Genomic DNA, 18,173 nt, shown 5'->3' with positions numbered 1-18,173 from the left:
ATAGAAAGCATTGGAATAAGGTGAGAGCAAAACCATTCGTTCCTTGGTTCACCGTTTAAGATTTCACTGCGAAACAAAAGTGAGTGGCTCGCTTCTTCAAGGCTCCATCAAGGACGTGCGAATTGCAAAAATAGTAGTTTAAACTGGTTGGGGTTTTTAATTGGCTAAAGTTCCGCGTTCGCTCCACAAAGAGCGTTGTAGGAAATAAGTGCCACCCAGCTCATAACAAATCGCTGCACTCGGACGCATATTGCGGAGAGCGTTTTTATGTATGTCGCGGTGCTCCATTTTACATAAAAACGCTCTCCGCAATATGCGCCGGTGAGCTCGGCGTTATATCTATAAGGAGTTAAGGTGAAGTTGAAAAGAAAACATATTTTGACTTTTTGCTTCATTACCGTGTTCATATCGCCTGTAGCTCTATATGGATACCAATTCGGTATTGGGCTTTGGAGTGAACATACTAAATGGGCTGAATTTGGGTCGTTTTTCTCAGGTGTGTATTCACCAGTAGTCGCGTTATTTGCTTTTGTCGTGCTTCTTGTTCAAGCTGGCTGGCAGAGTAAAATAAATAAGTACCAGTACGATACATCTTACATATCTGCTAACAGAGACGATATTGCATATTACATCGAAAAAATGGAGCAATATCTTGAAAAGAAAGACGAGCAAGGAGCTAGCCTGTCGCAGCAGTTAGTTCAGCATTACTACACAAAATCAGAAGTTGATCTATTGCAAGAAAGGGATCATATATCGAACTATATTACTGCTTTCCACCCTAAAATATTCGGTATTTGGAATGCTCTGTATCCAATATTAAATGCAATGGGAAGTAATGACGAATTTCCATATAGGCATAATTACTTGGGTTCAATTCAAAAAATAGAAACAATCTTAACTCTGCCAGTCTGCGTGGCAATAGATAAAGTGTACTTTTGCATAAATCGTAAGGTTAATCCTAGCGAAACAATATTTTGGAAAGGTTGTAAAAATATAACCAGTGGGTCAACCTGATGCCGCATGCTTCGCTCCTTTTTGGGCTGCTGCGCAGCTTACCCCAAAAAGGTGCTCCACACGCGGCACAGGTTACCCAAGCGTTATAAGGCAATATGAAATTCATCATTCCTTCAATAATCATCAGCGCCGTGTTTGCCGTGAGCGTCGGCTATTATTTTGGTATCTCATCGAAAGAAAGAGATATTGATTTCACATATTGTAGTATTTACAAAGTTTATACAGACGGTATTATTTACTCGCTAAAAAGCTTAGATATCGAGTCTTCACCAGAGGCTACATTACGGTTAGTATCAGAACTAAAAACAATAAACGGCGAAATTGAGCGTTGTTTAGGTATGGGCCTGGATATTCAACAACAATTAGAGGCTACAAACAGTGAAGCAAATGAGCGCCTGCGTAGCTTATAACAAGGCAATTAAAAATCGCCCACAAAAAACGTGGGCTGGACTCGCTAACGCTCGCCTTTTATTGCAGCGTTATGCGTCTTAACGGCTGGTAGAGTAGGGCTTGGAATTCATTGGTGTTGTTTACTGTAAAAGTCTCATCTGGTTTCGAAGAGTTTACGTGCATCCTCCGTTTACTTTAGCAATCAGCACAACAGCGTCAAAACGCTACCAGTATTCTAGTCTTCACGTTTATAGTTTTTTGGTTTTTCTTGTATTCGTAGTTGTAACTCTATTTTCGACGGGTACTTGGCTCAGATGTAAAGCTAGGTTAATCTCAATGGTTGTTGGTAGTGGCTTTGGGTTTTAAGTCTAAATCAAAGCTATTTTTACTAAATTTATGGCTTTGTTGTGTGTGGTGAACGGGGTGTTTTGTATATATAGAAAGTCGCATAACAAAGCTATCGTAGGGACATTTATTGCTACGCTCCGTTTTGGGGTGGCTACGCCACTTTACCCCAAAACTCCACTCCACAATAAATGCCCCACATAGCGGCGTTATGTGAAGCCAGAATGAACAACGAAGAAGCATTTAGAAATTTTGCTGTAGCTTTAGGTATGTCATCATTTCAAGCTCAATCGCTTGAACATACGCTTGTTTCTCTTTTCGCCGTTAGTGCTTACCAAAAGAAAGAAAAATTAAAATTAAGTATCCGTGAAATCATGGACACTCGTTACACTCAAACTCTTGGAAAATTAATCCGAGACGCTGCTATCGAGTTAAACCTATCGGAAAGCTTAACTGCGGAACTTCAGGAGGCTTTAAAGGTTAGGAATTGGGTAGCACATCATTTTGTGCGTGAATATGGAGCTATTGGGGTTAGTCCTGAATTGTTAGCTGAAGCAACTGCGAAACTTGAAAGAATATGGCCTTTACTTGAGCAGTGTGCTGTAAAAATATATGAACTGTGCATAGAGCGGCAAGTTACTTCTGGCCTTTCAAGAGAACAAATTGAAAAGAATATTGAAAACGTAATTCAGGCGTATATCACTGAGCGAGTACACACATAACAAGGCGTTGCAGCATCGTTCCGCTTCGCTCCACTGGACAGCTTTTAAGTCGCGTCTTTGTGGTTTTGCTGCGCAAAAGTATTCCACAAAGCCGCAACTTAAAAGCTGCCGCTGAACTTAACGTTATGCGTGGTATTAAAAAAAGCGCTTTGTCGGTTTTAGGTTGTTGTCAGTTGTCTTTGTAGTTTGTGCCGCTCCAGCAGTGGTGTAATAGGATAAATCGCAGTGATGCAGTCAGGGAGTGGCATTCAATTTCTAGTCGGTCGTGTCCGCACTATGTCTCCCGTCGTTGTTCTCAGTGGTTTCTTTTTAGGTATTACCAAATCAAGCTTTATCCAAACCTTCTTGTAGTATTATTTTGGGTTTTTGGTAGTATCTGGTTTTAGTGTTTTACGTCTAATCGCTTCGTTTAGGCTAAAGGGCCAGGCTAGCTGGCCCAACGTGTGTGTTACTGGTTTGTGCCGCCTCGCATAACAAGGCGCTCCACCTGACAATTTTTGCTGCGCTCGTTTGTGTATGTCGCGCAGCTCCATTTTACACAAACGCTCACAGCAAAAATTGCAGGTGAGCTTGGCGTTAGAGTTTCATTATGAAATTTATCGCGTTAATAATTTTAATATTTCCAAGCTTGGTTTTAGCCTGTTTTCCAACCGATGGAAGTGAGGTGGAGACTATCGGTACAGTAGTACCTGCTGTATATAAAACTCAAGAAATGATCGCGCACTATAGTGCCTTGGAGCTAGTAGAACCCGAATGTTTTTCACCGGATGGTGAACTTTCAGATGAAGAAGTAAAAATTGGAAAGGTTCAACTTGTGGTTCCAGAAGGAGTTGAAGTTGAGGTGGGTGGCAAATATCGGGTAAACGGTAATGCTTTTCATGGCCATACGGGCCATCATTATACAAAAACCATATTAAGTTCTAAAAATGTACAAAAACTCTAACAAGTTGCTCCTGCTGACATTTTTTCCGTTACTTCTTTTGTGCTTAATAGCACAAAATCATCCACTCCAAAAATGCAGCAGAGCAAGGCGTTAAGGCTCACTATGAAATATCTACTTCTTTTCATTCTGGTATTTTCGGTATATGCCCACGCTGGGAAGTGGTATGAGGGTAGCTGGATGGTTTCTAGTGCGAAATTTCCAGGAATTAGTGCCGTGGGAATGGAAAATATTACGCCCCTTATCGGTACATCTGGTATCGTATCTAGCTCTAACGTTACGCTACGAAATTCATTGTGTACTGAACCAGTTTTTAGCGAGAGTTCCGTTAATAGAGAGGATTTCGAATTCAGCTATAGAGCTACGTTCGAGCAGTTGGGTTTTGGCATAGGGTCTGTATCAGTCGTCACCATTGGTTGCCCAATGAAGGTGGGGTACATTTATTCCCATCTCATTCAAAACAATGGTGTCACTTATGGATTATGGGAGGGCGCTTTTGTTCTACTTGTGGAGTCAAAGCCTTAACAAGTATAGCCACCTGACACAAATTGCAACGCGCCTTTTTGGTGTTCGCGTTGCTCACATTTTACCAAAAAGGCACGTCACAATTTGTGCAGGTGCTATAGGCGTTACATGTCAAAACGATGAGTGACCTAAAGCGCATAGAAAAGATATTGGATGAATACCACGATCAAGAATGGGATCTTTGGTATTTGGGGCCATGTGATGAAATAGCCAACATTTCCAGAGAGTTTAGTGATAAGCAGTGGGATGCGTTCATTGAGAGTACGAAGAAGGAAAAGCCTGATGACTGGCGCGTAATGTTAGCGCATTCATTTGTTGAGCATCATTATGGGAAAAGTAAGTCCTTGGTAGCTTTTCAAGTAGTAAAGTGCCGAGGCTATATGGGGTCATACTGTGCGCTCCAATACATGCAAGATTTGCAAGGTGTTCCCGTATGGCTAAAGGGTGCATTGGCAGAAAAAATAAACAGTATGTTGGTTAAGGTTGGAGAGCAAGATAAAGTTCTACTAAACAATATTCTGAATGAGTGCCTGACCAGCATGTAACAAGTCAAAGCACGCGGACTTGGCAAAGCTGTCACCTTTTTTGTTCCAAAAAAGTCGCCAACTTCACCAAGCCGGTGTTTGAGGCGTTAGAGGGCAGGCATAGTTATTCGATTTTTCTTGATTTTTAGCATGCTTTTTTCTGGTTATAGCTTTAGCTGTGATAATGCAACCGAAACATATTACACATGGGCGAACTTAAAGGTTTTCCCTGAGACGGTATCCAGCCCCATTACTAAAGCTGAAGCCGAGCGCAAAGAGTCAAAAGGTGAAGCTTATTACATGCAGCTTGTTTGTGATTCAGGTGATCTCTTAATGCTTACCAAAAGGTTAAATGGTGCTGTGTTTTTTCAAATAGATTACCTAGATAATGCTGAGGGGATCTATGGAAAGATCACAACGAACTCAAATGGAGATACTACGAAATATGTACGCAGGTAAAGCCTCTAACAATACGTGCCAGCTGACATTTTGGTCGGCGCTTCTTTTTGTGTATGGCTTCGCCATGCTACACAAAACTACACGCCAACCAAAATGCAGCTGCACTCTGCGTTATGAGGCAAAAGGATGCTTGCGTGACTTACGAAGACTTTAATAAATTTTGTGGCTCTCTATCTGCAACATCTTATGTTGTGCAATGGGGGAATTCTCATGTTTGGAAGGTAGGGGGGAAAGTATTTGCTATTGGGGGCTGGGAAAAATCTAATAACCCTGCATTTACATTTAAGACATCAGAGAATAATTTTGAGGTTTTAAGTGATCAGCCGGGGTTTAGACCAGCTCCTTACATGGCATCTCGCGGCATGAAATGGATTCAGCAATACGATGCACCTAAAGAACATGATGAAAATCTAGAGTACTATATTAATGAATCTCACCGTATAGTATCTTTGGGGTTAACTAAAAAGAAACAAAAAGAACTTGATCTCAATCAGAAATGATTATGGCGGAAATATCCATTATACAGCGGCTCATAACAAAGCCATCAATTTGACCGCCTTACGCTGCGCTTCAGGCGGCAAATTATGGCGGCGTTATAAGGCATCTCAAGTATGAGAAGAATTCCAATATTGTTATTTATATTGCTATCACTTGAAGCTTTCGCGCTTGAGCTGCCAGAGGGTTGGAGGCTGCCTACCGCGAAAGAGCTTTCAGGAGAAGAAAGAGACAATCAACATAACTCATACATTTCAGAAAACAGATTCACCAAAGCCGAAGGCGACTTTAACGGCGATGGAAAAATCGATAGCGCCTACATACTTATAAGTAACAAGTTCAATGGCGATGGCCTTTTTCTATATCTGTCTGGCACCAAAGGTTATGAGTGGCATATTTTGGAAGAAAGTAACTGGGACAAATCATATCCAGATAAGAACTATGTATATTCTTCACCCAATATGGGGGTTGGTACGTTACCTCCCAGTACATTTCGTCGGTATGTTGGCAAAGCTTGGCCTACACCAACTGATATAGTTCCTACTGAAGAAGACTTCGCTAATCCAGCACTAGACTACTTCAGGTTTGAAAGCGCGGGCTCACTCTTCTTTTGGAGTAAAAGTGAACAGAGATTCGTAAGGTTTTGGTACAGTGACTAATGCCTTATAACAAGTTAATCAATGTTCGCCAGCAAGCTGGCTGGACCGCTAAAAGCGCTGCTTCGCAGCAACGCGGCCCATTATTAAGGCGTTAGCACAACGAATAAAAACACAATTATGAATAAACTAATTGCTTTAATCATACTATTTCCTCTAAATATACTAGCGAATCCCTTTTTAGAGTTAATTCCTGGCGATAGTTGTTCTGAGGCGAAGGCCATTGAATCGTTAATTGTCGGAGCTGAAAAAGGACAAGTAGAGCTGGACGACGAGGTCGTTTTTTATTCTGTTAGTGGCGAGCATAAGGGGTATAGGGTTCAAATTTCCTATCAGTGTAGAGCTACAGAATTAATTAATTTTTCTTATAAGGAATTCGCCGAGTATAGTGAAGCAAAGGAAGTGGTATATTCTTGGGTGCCCATTATAAAAACTAAAATTGGTGAACCGTATATCCATACCAAGTTTCTAAATAAAGAAGAACTTCCCAATCCTGATACTGTTATGGTTGCTTGGAACTATAAAAATATATTATGTACGGCAGCCGTAGATTCAATTGATTACGGTGCGGTTTGGTCTTGGTAAGTGCTAACAAAACGCTCAAATTGACATTTTGGCCTTCGTTCCGTTTTGTGCATGGCCAGAGGCCATTTTTGCACAAAACTCCACTACGCCCAAAATGCAATTTAGCTTTGCGTTAAATGCTAAGGAAGCTATGAGTATTACACTAAGATCAATCGGATTATTCGGAATATTAATTTTCGGAATTCTGTTCTCTGTAACCTTTGTATCGCCGGGGGTTATTGAAGAGTCAGCGAAAGGATTCGTGAAATACCAAATAGAAAAGGAAGTCAGAGAAAAGCAGCAATCTATAGTAGATTCTAGCGTTGCGAGTAAAGCTCTAAATGTCGCAGAAAGCCTTGGATTGGAATCTGAAAAAATACAAGAGGATTTAGATAACAACCTGCCAGAGAAGATTGCAAGTGTCATCGCCTCTATGTGTGGCTATGATTGTGAAAGGAAAAAAGCATTGGCTCAGTCAATTACATCGGGATACTTGGATCGCCTCAAGAGCATAAAAGTTGCTCAAGATACCTTGGGTGATCTAATCAAAGGAAAATACATCGAAATAGTTAGTAACCTGAAATTTGATCTACGGATATTTCTTGGGTCAAATCTTACGATGTTCCTTATTCTCCTAGTGGTGTCCTTCGCAAAGCCACGAGCTATGGCACATTTGTTTTTACCTGGATTACTTCTGGTTTTGGCTACAATAATATCCTCGGCAATTTACATATATGGCCAAGATTGGTTCTATACCATTTTGTACAACGATTATATGGGGTTTGGCTATTTGGCGTATGTCTCGGTTATATTTGGTGTACTAATAGATATCGCACTAAATAAAGCGCGAGTTACAACCGAGGTAATAAACGGAATAGCCAATGCCTTGGGTTCAGCGTTCTCGGTAGTACCGTGTTAGGCGCATTTAACAAAACAATCAACCGGACTCCGCTAAGCGTGGTTCGCTTTGCTCACAATACCACGCTTAGCTCCGCTCGGTTATTGTGGCGTTAGTGCTCAGGGGGAGCAATGCAGCAAGAAATATTGAATGAATTAGTAACAATTAAATACTTGCTCATAGGTATATTGTTCTCGACAGGGATACCTATGATAGCTGTAGTCGCGTCTAAATTCATGGGTGTGCGTTTTCAGGATCAAACGAGGGGCGAAAAATTCGGGGTGGTTTGCAGCCAGCTACTAGAAGATGGTGAGTACGATGAACTGGTCAGGTATTGTGAAGCAGAGTTAGCAAAACGCCCAAATTCCGCTATAGCTAACTACAATATTGGGCGAGCATTATATGAACAGAACAACTTTCATAGCGCAAAAGAATACTTTCTGAAAGCCAGAGAGCTGGACCCAACATGGGATAAAAAATTTATATCTCCGTTTTTGGAAAAAATTGCAGCAAAGCACTAACAAATAAAGTCACCTGACACGAATTGCGGCGCGCCTTTTGGTGTTCGCGTCGCTCACAATACACCAAAAGGCACCCCACAATTCGTGCAGGTGCTTAAGGCGTTATACGTTTTTATCGAAGTATGAATAAATATTTAGTTTCAGTGCTGGTAATTTTCCTTAGCATCTTTTCAGCTGCTCTGACTTATTATCACTACATACATACGGGTGACACTGTTGCCAATTACGTAGGCTATTTCGTTTCATTGGTGGTGTTGCCCATTTTGTGGGCTGTTATTCCCGCTTTGGTAATAATTGCAATAAAATTTAGTGCACTTAAAAATATGCAAAAATGGCTGCTAATTTTGTTTCCCCTGATTCTACAGTTAATACTTGTAGGTGGAACATTTTGGGTTCTTCAATATGCTCAGCATTAGTACCTTACGTATAACAAGGCTAGCCAGCTCCGCCCCTCTGGGGCTGGACCTCCGTTCCGGCGATTGTTTTTGTGTTGGACGCTACGCTAACACAAAAACAATCACCTTCACTACGGCCGCTGCTAGCGGCGTTATGGCGGGTTTAAATAATTTGTAAATCGTTCCAGAATACTGTCCAATTTGAGAACTAGCAGTTTAGTAAGTGCAAACGTCGAGAAAGAGCAAATAGTTTCACTCGGCACAAGAATGTAGTGAAGTGGTTACAATAGAAAGCATTGGAATAAGGTGAGCGCAAACCTGTTCGTTCTTTGGTTTACCGTTTAAAAACCCACTGCGAAATGAAACAGGTAGTTCGCATCTTCAAGGCTCCATCAAGAAGGTGCGAATTGTTAGAATAGTGGATTAAACTGGTTGGGTTTTTAATAGGCTAAAGTTCCGCGTTCGCTCCACAAAGAGCGCTGTAGAAAGTAAGTGCCACCCAGCTCATAACAAATCGCTGCACTCGGACGCATATTGCTACGCTCGTTTTTATGTATGTCGCGGTGCTCCATTTTACATAAAAACGCTCTCCGCAATATGCGCCGGTGAGCTCGGCGTTATGATTTTTTCCATTTTTAGTTTTAAAGTCAGGTTACACTTTTTTGTTCTAGAGCAATCAGCTTAAATGCTAATTCAACGTTGGGCTAAGTCGTTAATACTGGTAAGTTATATTCAGTACCCTACCTACAGTCTCTCTTGTCCGTAAGTAGGGTCAATTGGTAAAGCTACGGCTTATCAATAACGGTTTATCAATCGGTTTGTATTCATCTCGATTGTTCCGCCTGAATTTTTTATGTATAACAATGCTTACTCTGGTGCTTTAATTTGGCGCCGATTATCGCACCGTTATCGTTAATCGGTGGAAACCCTCAAAACGTAGTTTATAATTGTCTAGCGCAGGGCAATCGGGTTATTTGACACAGGCAGGTTCAAATCATAACAATTGTATAAAGCGCGTTTCGCACCTACGGTGCTTCACTGGACAGTCAAAGCTGCGCTTTGCCTGCCGCTTATACAGGCGTTATACGTTTAAATTGAGTACTAAATATAAATGGTTAGTAAATTAAGAGAAATCTATCAGCTGAAGGTCCAACTAAAAGGAACTCGTCCTCCAGTATGGAGGCATTTCTTGGTTTTAAACACTTCTACTTTGGAGGAGTTTCACCATACAATTCAAATTGTTATGGGGTGGACGAATTCGCACTTGCATCAGTTTATTTGCGGAAAATCGAGATATGGAATTGTAGATCCTGAGTTTGGCATGGATTGGGATGATGATCTACAAGATGAATTAAATTATAAGGTTAAAGACTTACTGAGAAATGAAGGCGATTCTATCCTATATGAATATGACTTCGGTGATGGATGGGAACACCAAATAAAGCTGGAAAAAGTCCTTCCTTTCGATAAAGCACTATTTTTACCATTTTGCGTGAAAGGAAAGCGAGGCTGTCCTCCAGAGGATGTCGGAGGGGTATGGGGTTATGCTGATTTTCTAGAAAAGTGGGTTGATAAGAGCCACCCTGAACATGAAGAATTAAAAGAGTGGGCTGGAGAGTATTTTGATCCCGAAACATTTGAGCAGGACGAAGTAAATGAAATTCTTCAAGAAGTATTTGCCGGCGTATAACAAAGCTATCAAATTGACGGCTTTTCCGTCGCTTGTTTTGTGGCTTAACGCTACGCTACCACAAAACAATCAACTCCAAAGCCGCAATTTATAGCGGCGTTAGCTGTTTTCGTGAAACTAGAGATTTTCTATGGATAAAGAGATACCTGAACACTTAAAAAAATGGAATTGGGGTGCGTTCTTTTTAAACTGGATTTGGGGTGTAGGAAATAACACCTATTCTGCGTTTAAAATATTTATTCCGGTATATGGGTTCTACTATATTTTCAAGCTTGGTGCTCACGGTAGCGAATATGCATGGAAAAACGGGACATGGAGAGATGAAGATCATTTTGTAAAAGTACAACGAAACTGGTCGCGAGCGTCATTTGCGTATATAGGGCTCTGCTTTCTTCTCGCACTACCATTATTTTTCATGGTTGGTCATTTGTTCAGGAATTCTGAACCTTACATTATGTCAATGGCGCTGCTCGAAGGCTCGCCAAAATTTAAAGAAGAGATCGGAGTTCCTTATGACGCAGGTTTTATAACCGGAAACCTGTCTACTTCTGGGCATCAAGGAAGCGCAAATATGTCATTTGGAGTTGATGGGGCTAGAGGCGAAGCAAAAATTTATATTAAAGCTGAAAAAGACATGGATATCTGGAAATTACTTTGTGTCAAAACAGAATACATAAACAGTAGCACAGTCGAACTTCTCGGTGAGTGCGCAAATGGCAGCTAACAAGGCGCTCAATAGGACATTTTTTACTCCGCTTTTTTTGCGGTGGCTACGCCACTTTACCGCAAAAACGCTACGTAAAAAATGCCTATTAGCTTGGCGTTATGACTTAAGGCAACTATGAAGTATATTTTCCTTTTCTTTGTTTTTTTATCCATTAATACATTCGCGTGTATTGTTGGGCCTGTTCAGCTTAATGTTTCCGAACCCAATGGCTTTAACTTCGTTGAGAAAGAGTCTGAGTTTTACGAATCGGTCACCGAAATTAGTATTACAGCCCCATTAAAGTATAAGGGTGAACCCTTTGAGCTAGGAATCTATTCAATAAGCCTAAATGGAAAGTTGGTTGGTAAATCTATTCATTCATCAATAAATGAATCAGGTGTACCTGAATTCCTTGGGTATGTAAGCAATAAACCTGGTTTTAGCTACAGTGTTTCGTTCTTGTATGGTGAGGGTCGGTGTAAATCTTATGAGTTTACTGCTAGCAATGAAAAATAGTCATAACAAAAGTAGCCAATTGACCTCCGTAAGCTGTCTTGGTTTTTGCAATAAGACGCAAAAACACAAGCCAACTTACTCCGGCAATTGCTACTGGCGTTATGAGCCGCCAAATTTTGAGAGTACGTCCATATTTTTGTGGAGAATACGAATAATTTGAATGCTGCCTTGGGTCGCTATGCGATAAAAAATTATATGACTACCCTGAGGAAATCTTTGGTAATTTTCTTTTATATGGTTACAGTTATTGCCTATTTCGGGGGTATTAGAAAGCACATGAAATGTATCATCAAATTGCTTAATGTAAATGTAGCGTTGCTCTCGTCCCCAGCGCTTTTCAGTAAATTTAGCTATAGATTTCAAATCAGTTTTAGCACGTCGTGTTAAAGTAAATGCGCTCATATATGACTTTCAGCATCAAGTTCACTCATGAGGCTGTCATAGCTATAGTCAGCTGTACCGCTTTCTTCTCCGTCAGCCAGCATTTGGCGCAATACATCAAGTTTACTCTCCTTATCTTCAAGCACCCTCAAACCTGCACGTATAACCTCGCTTGCAGAGCCATAGCGGCCACTTTGAATTTGATGAGAAATAAAGCCGTCAAAGTGTTCGCCTAACGTCATACTTGTGTTTTTAGCCATGATTCACCTCCGTAATACCAATATATACCTAATTATGGTATAAAAGTCATAACAAGTCAAAGCACGCGGACGTGGCAAAGCTGTCACCTTTTGTGCAAAAACACGCACAAAAGGTGACAGCTTTGCCACGCCGGTGTTTGAGGCGTTAGTTTTTTAAGAGGTATTTATGAAAAGGAAAATAATTTCAGCGTTGTTGCTGAGTTTAGCAAGTACTGCGCAAGCGGCGAGTTATACTGCACCGAGCGTTATCACCAATATGACAGTTGGTAGAGATTTCGCGAGAGTTAAAACTCAGAATATATCTAGCGCAGAAGGTTGTTCAAAGTCTGAATGGTATATTTTGGATTTCAATGGTGTCGGAACACCAGAGATGTATTCAATGTTACTTGCAGCTAAGGCCTCATCCCAGAAAGTGCACTTTCAGCTAATTGGATGTCATCTCGATTATCCTAAAGTAACGCATGTGTACAACTGCGAAAATTCCCAGTGCACAAACTAACAAGGCGCTCATACTGACAGCTTTTCCGTCGCTTGAATTTATGGCAAAAAAGACTGCCATAAATCAACCAACTACAAAGCTGCGGTATAGCGCGGCGTTATGTTTTAAGGTGAGCTATGAGCATCTATAAATGGATATTTGAAAAATTAACGGGAGTTGAGCTCGTAGACCCAGATCCAAACTTCATTCCTGAAAAAAATGATGCCGAAGAGTTTTTAGACGTAGAACCAGGCTGGCCCAAAGAGGTTAGCGGAGAGTTCTCGCTAATTGATTCGTCTGGCGATGATGAACACTCTTTTTATTGGGTAATTGGTACCTTAGATATACCAGAGTTTGAGCATCCAATTCTTCTTGAATTTAAAGATAAAGTTCTCATAGAGTCAGGGCTCAATAAGCTTGAAGAATTTCCTAGTAAAATAAAAGTTCAAATCAATCCTTCTGTAATGGAGTACTATCAAGTTGTTCGCCATCAAAAAACATAACAAACAGCTCAAGCAGACCTCCACTGCGTTTCTCGTTTTGTGCTTTCCAGCTACGCTGGCACAAAACAATCAACTCCGTTCCGGCGGCTTAGCTGGGCGTTAAAGGCTGTTCGTGGTTTTAGGGTTTTCCACCAACGAGTTAGCAGTGATCGTCCGCCTCTTTCAGTCCGTGTGTTTAACCGGTAAAGTGGCTTGTAATAAAGACCGCGTCAACGTGGCACCAATGGAGGGTTTAGCTGTTGTATCCATCTCAATCCATCCGTTCCCTGTGTTCCGTTTTGTCGTCAACTAATAATCAAGGGCAGTGCTTCGCATTTGTTTGTGCCGGGCTAAGTCCAGCACAATTAGCTAATACAGTGCTGCCCTTAACAAGTTTAGCCATGCGACGCCCAAAAGGCGGGCGCACATGCTAAAGGCGTTATGCAACTAGAGTCCACCCACTTACGGAGAAAAATAAATGAAACGAGCAGTATTTACTATGTTGTTAGCCCTTTTTATATCGGTCGCATATGCAGAGACTGTTACAACAACTGATGGGAGGTGTGTAGTGGTCTAATAGCACCGGACACTTTAATGAGAGACAATATTAGTCAACAATTAAGGTGTCATTATGAGTCAGAAGCGTACTTACAAGCAGTACCCGAAAGAGTTTAAGGAGGAGGCCGTTGCGCTTGTTCGAGAACAAGGCTATTCCGTTCCTGAGGCCGCTAAATCGTTGGGTATCGCAACCAACATGCTCTACAAATGGAAAGAAAAGGTGGAGTCTAGTGAGGCAGGTGAAGTGCTGGCCGAGGATGAGAGAGTCGAGCTTAAGCGCTTGCGCAAGGAAAACAAAGAGCTGCGCATGGAGAAAGAGATTTTAAAAAAGGCCAGTGCCTTCTTTGCGAAAGAAATGAAGTAAAGTACGATTTCATTCAGACTGAATCACCTCGCTTTCCTGTAGTTATGTTGTGTCGCGTGATGGGCGTTGGGAAAACGTCCTATTACGATTGGCTTAAGCGCCCAGGCACAGTGATAACAAGCGATACCTTGCACCTACACCGTAGGATGAAGTGGCTTTTCGAGCAGAGTCGCAATAGCCTGGGTAGTCGCGAGATGATGAAGAAATTACGCGAAGAAGGCTTTCAGATTGGTCGTTATCGGGTTCGTAACTTGATGCGCAAGCTTGGCTTAAGGGTCACTCAGCGAACCGCCTATAAAGTGACAACCAAACGCAAAACCTCGGATGCCGTAGCCGACAACTTGCTGAATCAGAATTTTAACCCAGTGGGGCCGGATCAAATTTGGGCGGGCGATGTCACTTACCTGAAGACCGGCGAAGGTTGGATGTATTTGGCGATTATTATGGATTTGTACTCGCGTCGAATTGTTGGTTGGTACATTGATAAGCGCATGACAACTAATTTAGTGAGCAAGGCCCTGATAAAGGCCTACAACCTAAGACAGCCGCCTAAAGGCTTAGTTTTTCATAGCGATAGAGGCTCACAATATACCAGTAAGCGCTATCGAAAACTTCTAGCGGCTTACGATATGCGGGCGAGTATGGGAGACGTTGGTGCCTGTTGGGATAATGCGGTTGTTGAACGCTTCTTCGGAAGCCTTAAACACGATTGGATATTTAAGATTGCGCAGCCGACAAGAGCGCACATGAAGACTGACGTGGGCAAATATATGCGCTACTACAATGTACATCGTTTTCATTCGGCGAATGAAGATTTATCGCCAATAAAATACGAAGAATCCAAGTATGTGCTGCAAAATGGAAGAGTCGGTTCTGCTCGAATAGAGCAGGTTCGACACTTCCATTCTGCAGTCAACAAGTGAAGCGCGTTAGCAGGGAATTTATAAAAAATAGGTGTCCGGTTTTACTTGACCAGAACAGACAATAGTTTTAAATAAGGATGGCACTTATCAGATTCAAGGTGTAAAGACTAATTCAAGTGATAGCATGGTCGAAGTATCCTCTCATCTTTTCGAGCATAATGTTGATAAGTATTCTCAAAAAACCATTCGTTTTATGCCTATCTTCACAAATAAGTCAGATAAAAATATTATTGCTCTTAAATTTACTACTAAATTTTTAGATCCATTTGGAGAGATGGTATTAGAGATAAATGGTGACAGTGAAGAAAAAATCAAATCTAAGAAAAAAACTACGGCCAATTTATTCTATGTCTTTAAAGATAATCAGTTTATTGATGGGGAGAATTATGACAAGCTCCTGAGCACGGTGACAAATGGTACTGGCTCAATTAAAACTAGTATTACAGCTATTGTGTTTGAAGGTGGTGAAGTCATTAAGCTTCAATAAGTCTAAAATACTGCATAACAAATAAGGATATGTCGCGCTTGCCGCGACATATCTCATTGTTGAACAAGCCCGTGGTCGAGCTCTTTATTAGTAAATAAGTCGATAGGAGGTGTTTGTAATAGTGCCGGTTTTTGTCGGCACTATTTTTGTTGGGCGAACAGAGTCCTCACCCAGTAGGTGATTAAAAATCACTGCGTCATCGTGTAGTGGTTCTCCTATTTAAATGGCTTTTTTGTTACTTTATTCGTGCGCTAGCTTGGGGATGGTTTAAGCCAGTGCCTACCTATTACATTCATTATTGAATGACACTTGGGGCACATCATTCGCTTTTTCATTTGAGGCTCTTTCTGTGTGGTGTTCTCAATATCCACTTTTAGTATCCACTGAACAATGCGCAATATACGCTTGGCGTTTCCATGTAAGAAACCGTAGTCGCGCGCTCGCCTAAACCCTTTGGGTAATACGTGTTGAAGCAAAAGATACAAAAAATCTTCGCCCAGTAGCGTGCGGGTTTTTCTTATCTTTGTTTTGCTATCGATGTATTGAAACGTAATGTGGGTGCCGTCGTCGGCAACGATATTGGTGTTGGCGATTACTCCGCGGTATAAGTACCGCGATAAGTATTGCAGCGCCTCTTTACCTCGTCCGACCTTAGTGCACTGAACAATCCATTTCTTAGGTGATTTATGAGGTGGTAGCCCCGCATCATTGAGTGCCTTTAAAAAGACTCCTCGGAATACCTTGGCGAGGGCTCGGCCGTTAAATAGGTATTTGCCTTTTAGCTTGCGCCATTCCTTTCGGCGGCGGTGCAGGCCACCACCAGGAATGACAATATGAACGTGAGGGTGGTAGTCGAGGCGTCGTGAGTGAGTATGCAATACTGCGCACATGCCCAGTTCTGCCTCAAAGCCTCGCTTATTTAGCCCGAATGTCTTTAGAGTCTTCGTCGCCGATTCGAGTAAAAGCCTGTATACCGTTTTACGATGGGCTTTTGATAGGGCTCTTAACTCGCTTGGCAACGTAAAGGTCGCCATGTAGTAATCTACGGGCAGCTGTTTTTGTAATTGCCGTTCAAGCCAGTCTTGAGTGCTGCCATATTGGCATTGATTACAGGCCCTATGCCCGCATGATTGCGGAATGTTTTGGCTGTAGGGGCAAGAAGAACAGGTTGTGCCTAGTTCGCCATACTGCCCTTTACGACAACCGGTTATGGCGTTCAAGGCCGACCATTGATCTTTGTTAATCTTGGATCTATAGCGAGACTCAAAACGGGTTCGATACTTTTCAGTGATAGCTTGTAGGGTGTGCGCTGGCGTACTCATGCTTGGCCCCACAAAATACGCAGCTTGTTCATGAGTGCGTTGATGCGTTTGCCCGCATTAACGTCTGTGTGATTGGATAGCTGTGTATACAAGGCTGTAGTCTTTGGGCATTCGTGCCCCATTTCATGCTGAATAGAGCGTAGGCCTACACCGGCTTCTGTCAATAGCGTACCGTAGCAGTGCCGCAAGCTATGAATGGTGATCGCTTTACTAATACCTACGTCTTTTACAATGGCCTTAAAAGACTTCTGAAGACCGCCTCGGTCCATGGCGGCTGTTGCTGTATGCCGCTCCTGAGCGTCGCGTCCACGCGGAAATAGGAACCTAGGGTGGCGGTGTGTTGCCCAGTAAGCGCGTAAGGTCTGTAGTGTTGACTGCGGCAAGGTGACGTAGCGATCTTTCTTACCTTTAGCGCATCGAACGTGAATCTTCATACGCTCACTATCAATATCGCCAACCTGAAGGTTCAGGGCTTCAGCAAGACGAAGCCCCATACTAAACGAAGTAAAGATAAAGGCCTGAAAGCGTAACTCCCGGGTACCATTCAGTAGGCGTTCGAGTTCTTTTAGCGTTAACACATCGGGAAGGGTTTTGACTTTAGGTGGCCGAACAATCTCGACCCAGTTCCACTCTTTTTTGAGTACGTACTTATAGAAGAATTGGAGGCCATTGCGATCGACTTTGACGGTAGACCATGAGTGGGTGCGAACAAGGGATTCGAAATAGGCTTCGAAGTGTTCTTGGGTAAGGGTATCAGGCGGGCAGTCGAAAAACGCTGTAATACGCCTAAGGGCGCGAGAATAAACATCGATAGTTGTATCGGCTTTGCCTTGCCGTTTCAATGCGCTAACATGCTTGCGGTACAGTGAATCGAATCGTTTTTGCTGTGTTTTGTTCATTAGATATTCCTCTCGTTAACGAGCGGGCTTGCTCGGAGAGGAATTATCTAATACATAAGGATTTTAACTTTGCCGCGTAGCGGCTTCGTTCAACAAAGCTATCAAATTGACGGATTTTCCGTCGTTTTTTTTTGTGGCTTAACGCTACGCTACCACAAAAACAATCAACTCCAAAGCCGCAATTTATAGCGGCGTTATGTGTAATACGCAACTGAGGTGTGCAAGATTAAAAAGACTATCCTAATTTTTTTGTTGCTAGTGATCTCGGTGGTTTTTATTACCTGTAGAGTTGCTATAGAAAAAGAACAGAAAGGAAAACTAGAAATTGATGTCTTTGCAATTGAATCTGCTTTTTCTGTTGCAGAGCATGTAAAGACATATAAAGAATGCCCCGATCGCCCCCTTGGCTGGAAGGGTGCTATTGAGAGTGAGAAAGGAGATTTGGAGCTAAAGAAGGGCTATGTTAGGTTAATCTACCAATGTAAAGCTGACTTTAGCGCATATATATCGGTATTCTACAGCTTTGATTCTGAAGCGGTTGCATATCTAGAGTCAAACGGTAGCATAAAATGGGTATACGGCCATTTCACCGCGAAAAAAGAAGTGGTTATTTCAACAAGCGAATCGGTTTTGTCAGTACTAAATTCAATAAAGTAGAA

The 18,173-nt window shown here is 42.0% G+C and carries 24 protein-coding genes; 20 read left to right on the top strand and 4 right to left on the bottom strand.

Annotated features, from left to right (window positions below):
* Positions 1-354 precede the first annotated feature (354 nt).
* The 15 genes from H5647_RS15650 to H5647_RS15580 all read left to right on the top strand — a co-directional run bounded on the left by H5647_RS15650 (position 355) and on the right by H5647_RS15580 (position 11,360).
* Positions 355-1,014: a hypothetical protein gene (locus H5647_RS15650; protein ID WP_045859853.1), complete on the top strand. Its 660-nt coding sequence runs from the start codon at positions 355-357 to the stop codon at positions 1,012-1,014.
* Between the two features lie 95 nt (positions 1,015-1,109).
* Entirely contained in the window at positions 1,110-1,424 is a 315-nt protein-coding gene (locus tag H5647_RS15645; RefSeq protein ID WP_045859852.1) for a hypothetical protein, read from the top strand.
* 549 nt (positions 1,425-1,973) lie between these two features.
* Positions 1,974-2,471, top strand: a complete 498-nt coding sequence (locus H5647_RS15640; RefSeq protein ID WP_045859849.1) for a hypothetical protein — start codon at positions 1,974-1,976, stop codon at positions 2,469-2,471.
* 589 nt (positions 2,472-3,060) lie between these two features.
* Complete coding sequence (locus H5647_RS15635) at positions 3,061-3,414, top strand: hypothetical protein (RefSeq protein ID WP_045859846.1); 354 nt, start codon at positions 3,061-3,063, stop codon at positions 3,412-3,414.
* 102 nt (positions 3,415-3,516) lie between these two features.
* Positions 3,517-3,936 carry a hypothetical protein gene (locus H5647_RS15630; RefSeq protein ID WP_045859845.1) on the top strand — a complete coding sequence of 140 codons (420 nt, stop codon included), beginning with the start codon at positions 3,517-3,519 and terminating at the stop codon, positions 3,934-3,936.
* Positions 3,937-4,055: 119 nt separating this feature from the next.
* Positions 4,056-4,481: a hypothetical protein gene (locus H5647_RS15625; RefSeq protein WP_045856532.1), complete on the top strand. Its 426-nt coding sequence runs from the start codon at positions 4,056-4,058 to the stop codon at positions 4,479-4,481.
* A 129-nt stretch (positions 4,482-4,610) separates the two neighbouring features.
* Complete coding sequence (locus tag H5647_RS15620) at positions 4,611-4,919, top strand: hypothetical protein (protein ID WP_045859843.1); 309 nt, start codon at positions 4,611-4,613, stop codon at positions 4,917-4,919.
* A gap of 134 nt (positions 4,920-5,053) precedes the next feature.
* Positions 5,054-5,419 (top strand): MmcQ/YjbR family DNA-binding protein, encoded by a 366-nt coding sequence (locus H5647_RS15615; protein WP_045861461.1) that lies wholly within the window; start codon positions 5,054-5,056, stop codon positions 5,417-5,419.
* Positions 5,420-5,530: 111 nt separating this feature from the next.
* Positions 5,531-6,073 carry a hypothetical protein gene (locus tag H5647_RS15610; protein ID WP_045859841.1) on the top strand — a complete coding sequence of 181 codons (543 nt, stop codon included), beginning with the start codon at positions 5,531-5,533 and terminating at the stop codon, positions 6,071-6,073.
* 117 nt (positions 6,074-6,190) lie between these two features.
* On the top strand, positions 6,191-6,655 hold the full coding sequence (locus tag H5647_RS15605) for a hypothetical protein (protein ID WP_045859839.1): 465 nt from the start codon (positions 6,191-6,193) through the stop codon (positions 6,653-6,655).
* Positions 6,656-6,785: 130 nt separating this feature from the next.
* Complete coding sequence (locus tag H5647_RS15600) at positions 6,786-7,553, top strand: hypothetical protein (RefSeq protein WP_045858854.1); 768 nt, start codon at positions 6,786-6,788, stop codon at positions 7,551-7,553.
* A 110-nt stretch (positions 7,554-7,663) separates the two neighbouring features.
* Positions 7,664-8,053 carry a tetratricopeptide repeat protein gene (locus H5647_RS15595; protein ID WP_045859837.1) on the top strand — a complete coding sequence of 130 codons (390 nt, stop codon included), beginning with the start codon at positions 7,664-7,666 and terminating at the stop codon, positions 8,051-8,053.
* 1,506 nt (positions 8,054-9,559) lie between these two features.
* On the top strand, positions 9,560-10,138 hold the full coding sequence (locus H5647_RS15590) for a plasmid pRiA4b ORF-3 family protein (protein WP_045859833.1): 579 nt from the start codon (positions 9,560-9,562) through the stop codon (positions 10,136-10,138).
* Positions 10,139-10,268: 130 nt separating this feature from the next.
* A complete protein-coding gene (locus tag H5647_RS15585) occupies positions 10,269-10,862 on the top strand; it encodes a cytochrome c oxidase assembly factor Coa1 family protein (RefSeq protein ID WP_045858604.1) in 594 nt (197 codons plus the stop codon).
* A gap of 117 nt (positions 10,863-10,979) precedes the next feature.
* Entirely contained in the window at positions 10,980-11,360 is a 381-nt protein-coding gene (locus H5647_RS15580) for a hypothetical protein (protein ID WP_045859526.1), read from the top strand.
* Positions 11,361-11,459: 99 nt separating this feature from the next.
* Here H5647_RS15580 and H5647_RS15575 read toward each other — a convergent pair whose 3' ends face one another.
* Positions 11,460-11,762, bottom strand: a complete 303-nt coding sequence (locus tag H5647_RS15575) for a type II toxin-antitoxin system RelE/ParE family toxin (RefSeq protein WP_045856568.1) — start codon at positions 11,760-11,762, stop codon at positions 11,460-11,462.
* A complete protein-coding gene (locus tag H5647_RS15570; protein WP_045859830.1) occupies positions 11,759-12,001 on the bottom strand; it encodes a type II toxin-antitoxin system ParD family antitoxin in 243 nt (80 codons plus the stop codon). Before H5647_RS15570 ends, H5647_RS15575 begins: the two co-directional genes overlap by 4 nt.
* 166 nt (positions 12,002-12,167) lie before the next feature.
* On the opposite strand from H5647_RS15570, the gene H5647_RS15565 reads away from it, so the two are divergent.
* The 4 genes from H5647_RS15565 to H5647_RS15550 all read left to right on the top strand — a co-directional run bounded on the left by H5647_RS15565 (position 12,168) and on the right by H5647_RS15550 (position 15,293).
* Entirely contained in the window at positions 12,168-12,500 is a 333-nt protein-coding gene (locus tag H5647_RS15565; protein WP_045859828.1) for a hypothetical protein, read from the top strand.
* 116 nt (positions 12,501-12,616) lie between these two features.
* The gene (locus H5647_RS15560; protein ID WP_045859827.1) at positions 12,617-12,982 is read left to right on the top strand and encodes a hypothetical protein; all 366 of its coding nucleotides are present in this window, start codon (positions 12,617-12,619) and stop codon (positions 12,980-12,982) included.
* Between the two features lie 610 nt (positions 12,983-13,592).
* Positions 13,593-14,806 (top strand): IS3 family transposase gene (locus H5647_RS15555; protein ID WP_236074878.1). Its coding sequence is split into 2 segments (ribosomal slippage): positions 13,593-13,842 and positions 13,842-14,806, totalling 1,215 coding nucleotides; the frame shifts between segments, so codons are not numbered across the junction.
* A gap of 124 nt (positions 14,807-14,930) precedes the next feature.
* A complete protein-coding gene (locus H5647_RS15550) occupies positions 14,931-15,293 on the top strand; it encodes a hypothetical protein (protein ID WP_045859824.1) in 363 nt (120 codons plus the stop codon).
* A gap of 251 nt (positions 15,294-15,544) precedes the next feature.
* Here H5647_RS15550 and H5647_RS15545 read toward each other — a convergent pair whose 3' ends face one another.
* Together H5647_RS15545 and H5647_RS15540 are read right to left on the bottom strand one after the other, a co-directional pair.
* A complete protein-coding gene (locus H5647_RS15545) occupies positions 15,545-16,615 on the bottom strand; it encodes an IS91 family transposase (RefSeq protein ID WP_052691964.1) in 1,071 nt (356 codons plus the stop codon).
* A complete protein-coding gene (locus tag H5647_RS15540; RefSeq protein WP_045858005.1) occupies positions 16,612-17,514 on the bottom strand; it encodes a tyrosine-type recombinase/integrase in 903 nt (300 codons plus the stop codon). Before H5647_RS15540 ends, H5647_RS15545 begins: the two co-directional genes overlap by 4 nt.
* Before the next feature lie 216 nt (positions 17,515-17,730).
* Between H5647_RS15540 and H5647_RS15535 the strand changes: the two genes are divergently transcribed.
* Positions 17,731-18,171 carry a hypothetical protein gene (locus tag H5647_RS15535; protein WP_045859821.1) on the top strand — a complete coding sequence of 147 codons (441 nt, stop codon included), beginning with the start codon at positions 17,731-17,733 and terminating at the stop codon, positions 18,169-18,171.
* Positions 18,172-18,173 lie beyond the last annotated feature (2 nt).

Source organism: Teredinibacter purpureus (assembly GCF_014217335.1).
GTDB classification, from domain to species: domain Bacteria; phylum Pseudomonadota; class Gammaproteobacteria; order Pseudomonadales; family Cellvibrionaceae; genus Teredinibacter; species Teredinibacter purpureus.
This window is presented reverse-complemented; position numbering and strand designations above follow the sequence as displayed.

Bases quoted from the DNA above. Each gene is read 5' to 3' on its own strand.
- H5647_RS15625 (WP_045856532.1), top strand. From the start codon at position 4,056: ATGAGTGACCTAAAGCGCATAGAAAAGATATTGGATGAATACCACGAT.
- H5647_RS15640 (WP_045859849.1), top strand. From the start codon at position 1,974: ATGAACAACGAAGAAGCATTTAGAAATTTTGCTGTAGCTTTAGGTATG.
- H5647_RS15630 (WP_045859845.1), top strand. From the start codon at position 3,517: ATGAAATATCTACTTCTTTTCATTCTGGTATTTTCGGTATATGCCCAC.
- H5647_RS15540 (WP_045858005.1), bottom strand. From the start codon at position 17,514: ATGAACAAAACACAGCAAAAACGATTCGATTCACTGTACCGCAAGCAT.
- H5647_RS15565 (WP_045859828.1), top strand. From the start codon at position 12,168: ATGAAAAGGAAAATAATTTCAGCGTTGTTGCTGAGTTTAGCAAGTACT.
- H5647_RS15610 (WP_045859841.1), top strand. From the start codon at position 5,531: ATGAGAAGAATTCCAATATTGTTATTTATATTGCTATCACTTGAAGCT.
- H5647_RS15605 (WP_045859839.1), top strand. From the start codon at position 6,191: ATGAATAAACTAATTGCTTTAATCATACTATTTCCTCTAAATATACTA.
- H5647_RS15575 (WP_045856568.1), bottom strand. From the start codon at position 11,762: ATGAGCGCATTTACTTTAACACGACGTGCTAAAACTGATTTGAAATCT.
- H5647_RS15580 (WP_045859526.1), top strand. From the start codon at position 10,980: ATGAAGTATATTTTCCTTTTCTTTGTTTTTTTATCCATTAATACATTC.
- H5647_RS15585 (WP_045858604.1), top strand. From the start codon at position 10,269: ATGGATAAAGAGATACCTGAACACTTAAAAAAATGGAATTGGGGTGCG.
- H5647_RS15560 (WP_045859827.1), top strand. From the start codon at position 12,617: ATGAGCATCTATAAATGGATATTTGAAAAATTAACGGGAGTTGAGCTC.
- H5647_RS15620 (WP_045859843.1), top strand. From the start codon at position 4,611: ATGCTTTTTTCTGGTTATAGCTTTAGCTGTGATAATGCAACCGAAACA.
- H5647_RS15645 (WP_045859852.1), top strand. From the start codon at position 1,110: ATGAAATTCATCATTCCTTCAATAATCATCAGCGCCGTGTTTGCCGTG.
- H5647_RS15545 (WP_052691964.1), bottom strand. From the start codon at position 16,615: ATGAGTACGCCAGCGCACACCCTACAAGCTATCACTGAAAAGTATCGA.
- H5647_RS15590 (WP_045859833.1), top strand. From the start codon at position 9,560: ATGGTTAGTAAATTAAGAGAAATCTATCAGCTGAAGGTCCAACTAAAA.
- H5647_RS15570 (WP_045859830.1), bottom strand. From the start codon at position 12,001: ATGGCTAAAAACACAAGTATGACGTTAGGCGAACACTTTGACGGCTTT.
- H5647_RS15635 (WP_045859846.1), top strand. From the start codon at position 3,061: ATGAAATTTATCGCGTTAATAATTTTAATATTTCCAAGCTTGGTTTTA.
- H5647_RS15550 (WP_045859824.1), top strand. From the start codon at position 14,931: ATGGTCGAAGTATCCTCTCATCTTTTCGAGCATAATGTTGATAAGTAT.
- H5647_RS15595 (WP_045859837.1), top strand. From the start codon at position 7,664: ATGCAGCAAGAAATATTGAATGAATTAGTAACAATTAAATACTTGCTC.
- H5647_RS15600 (WP_045858854.1), top strand. From the start codon at position 6,786: ATGAGTATTACACTAAGATCAATCGGATTATTCGGAATATTAATTTTC.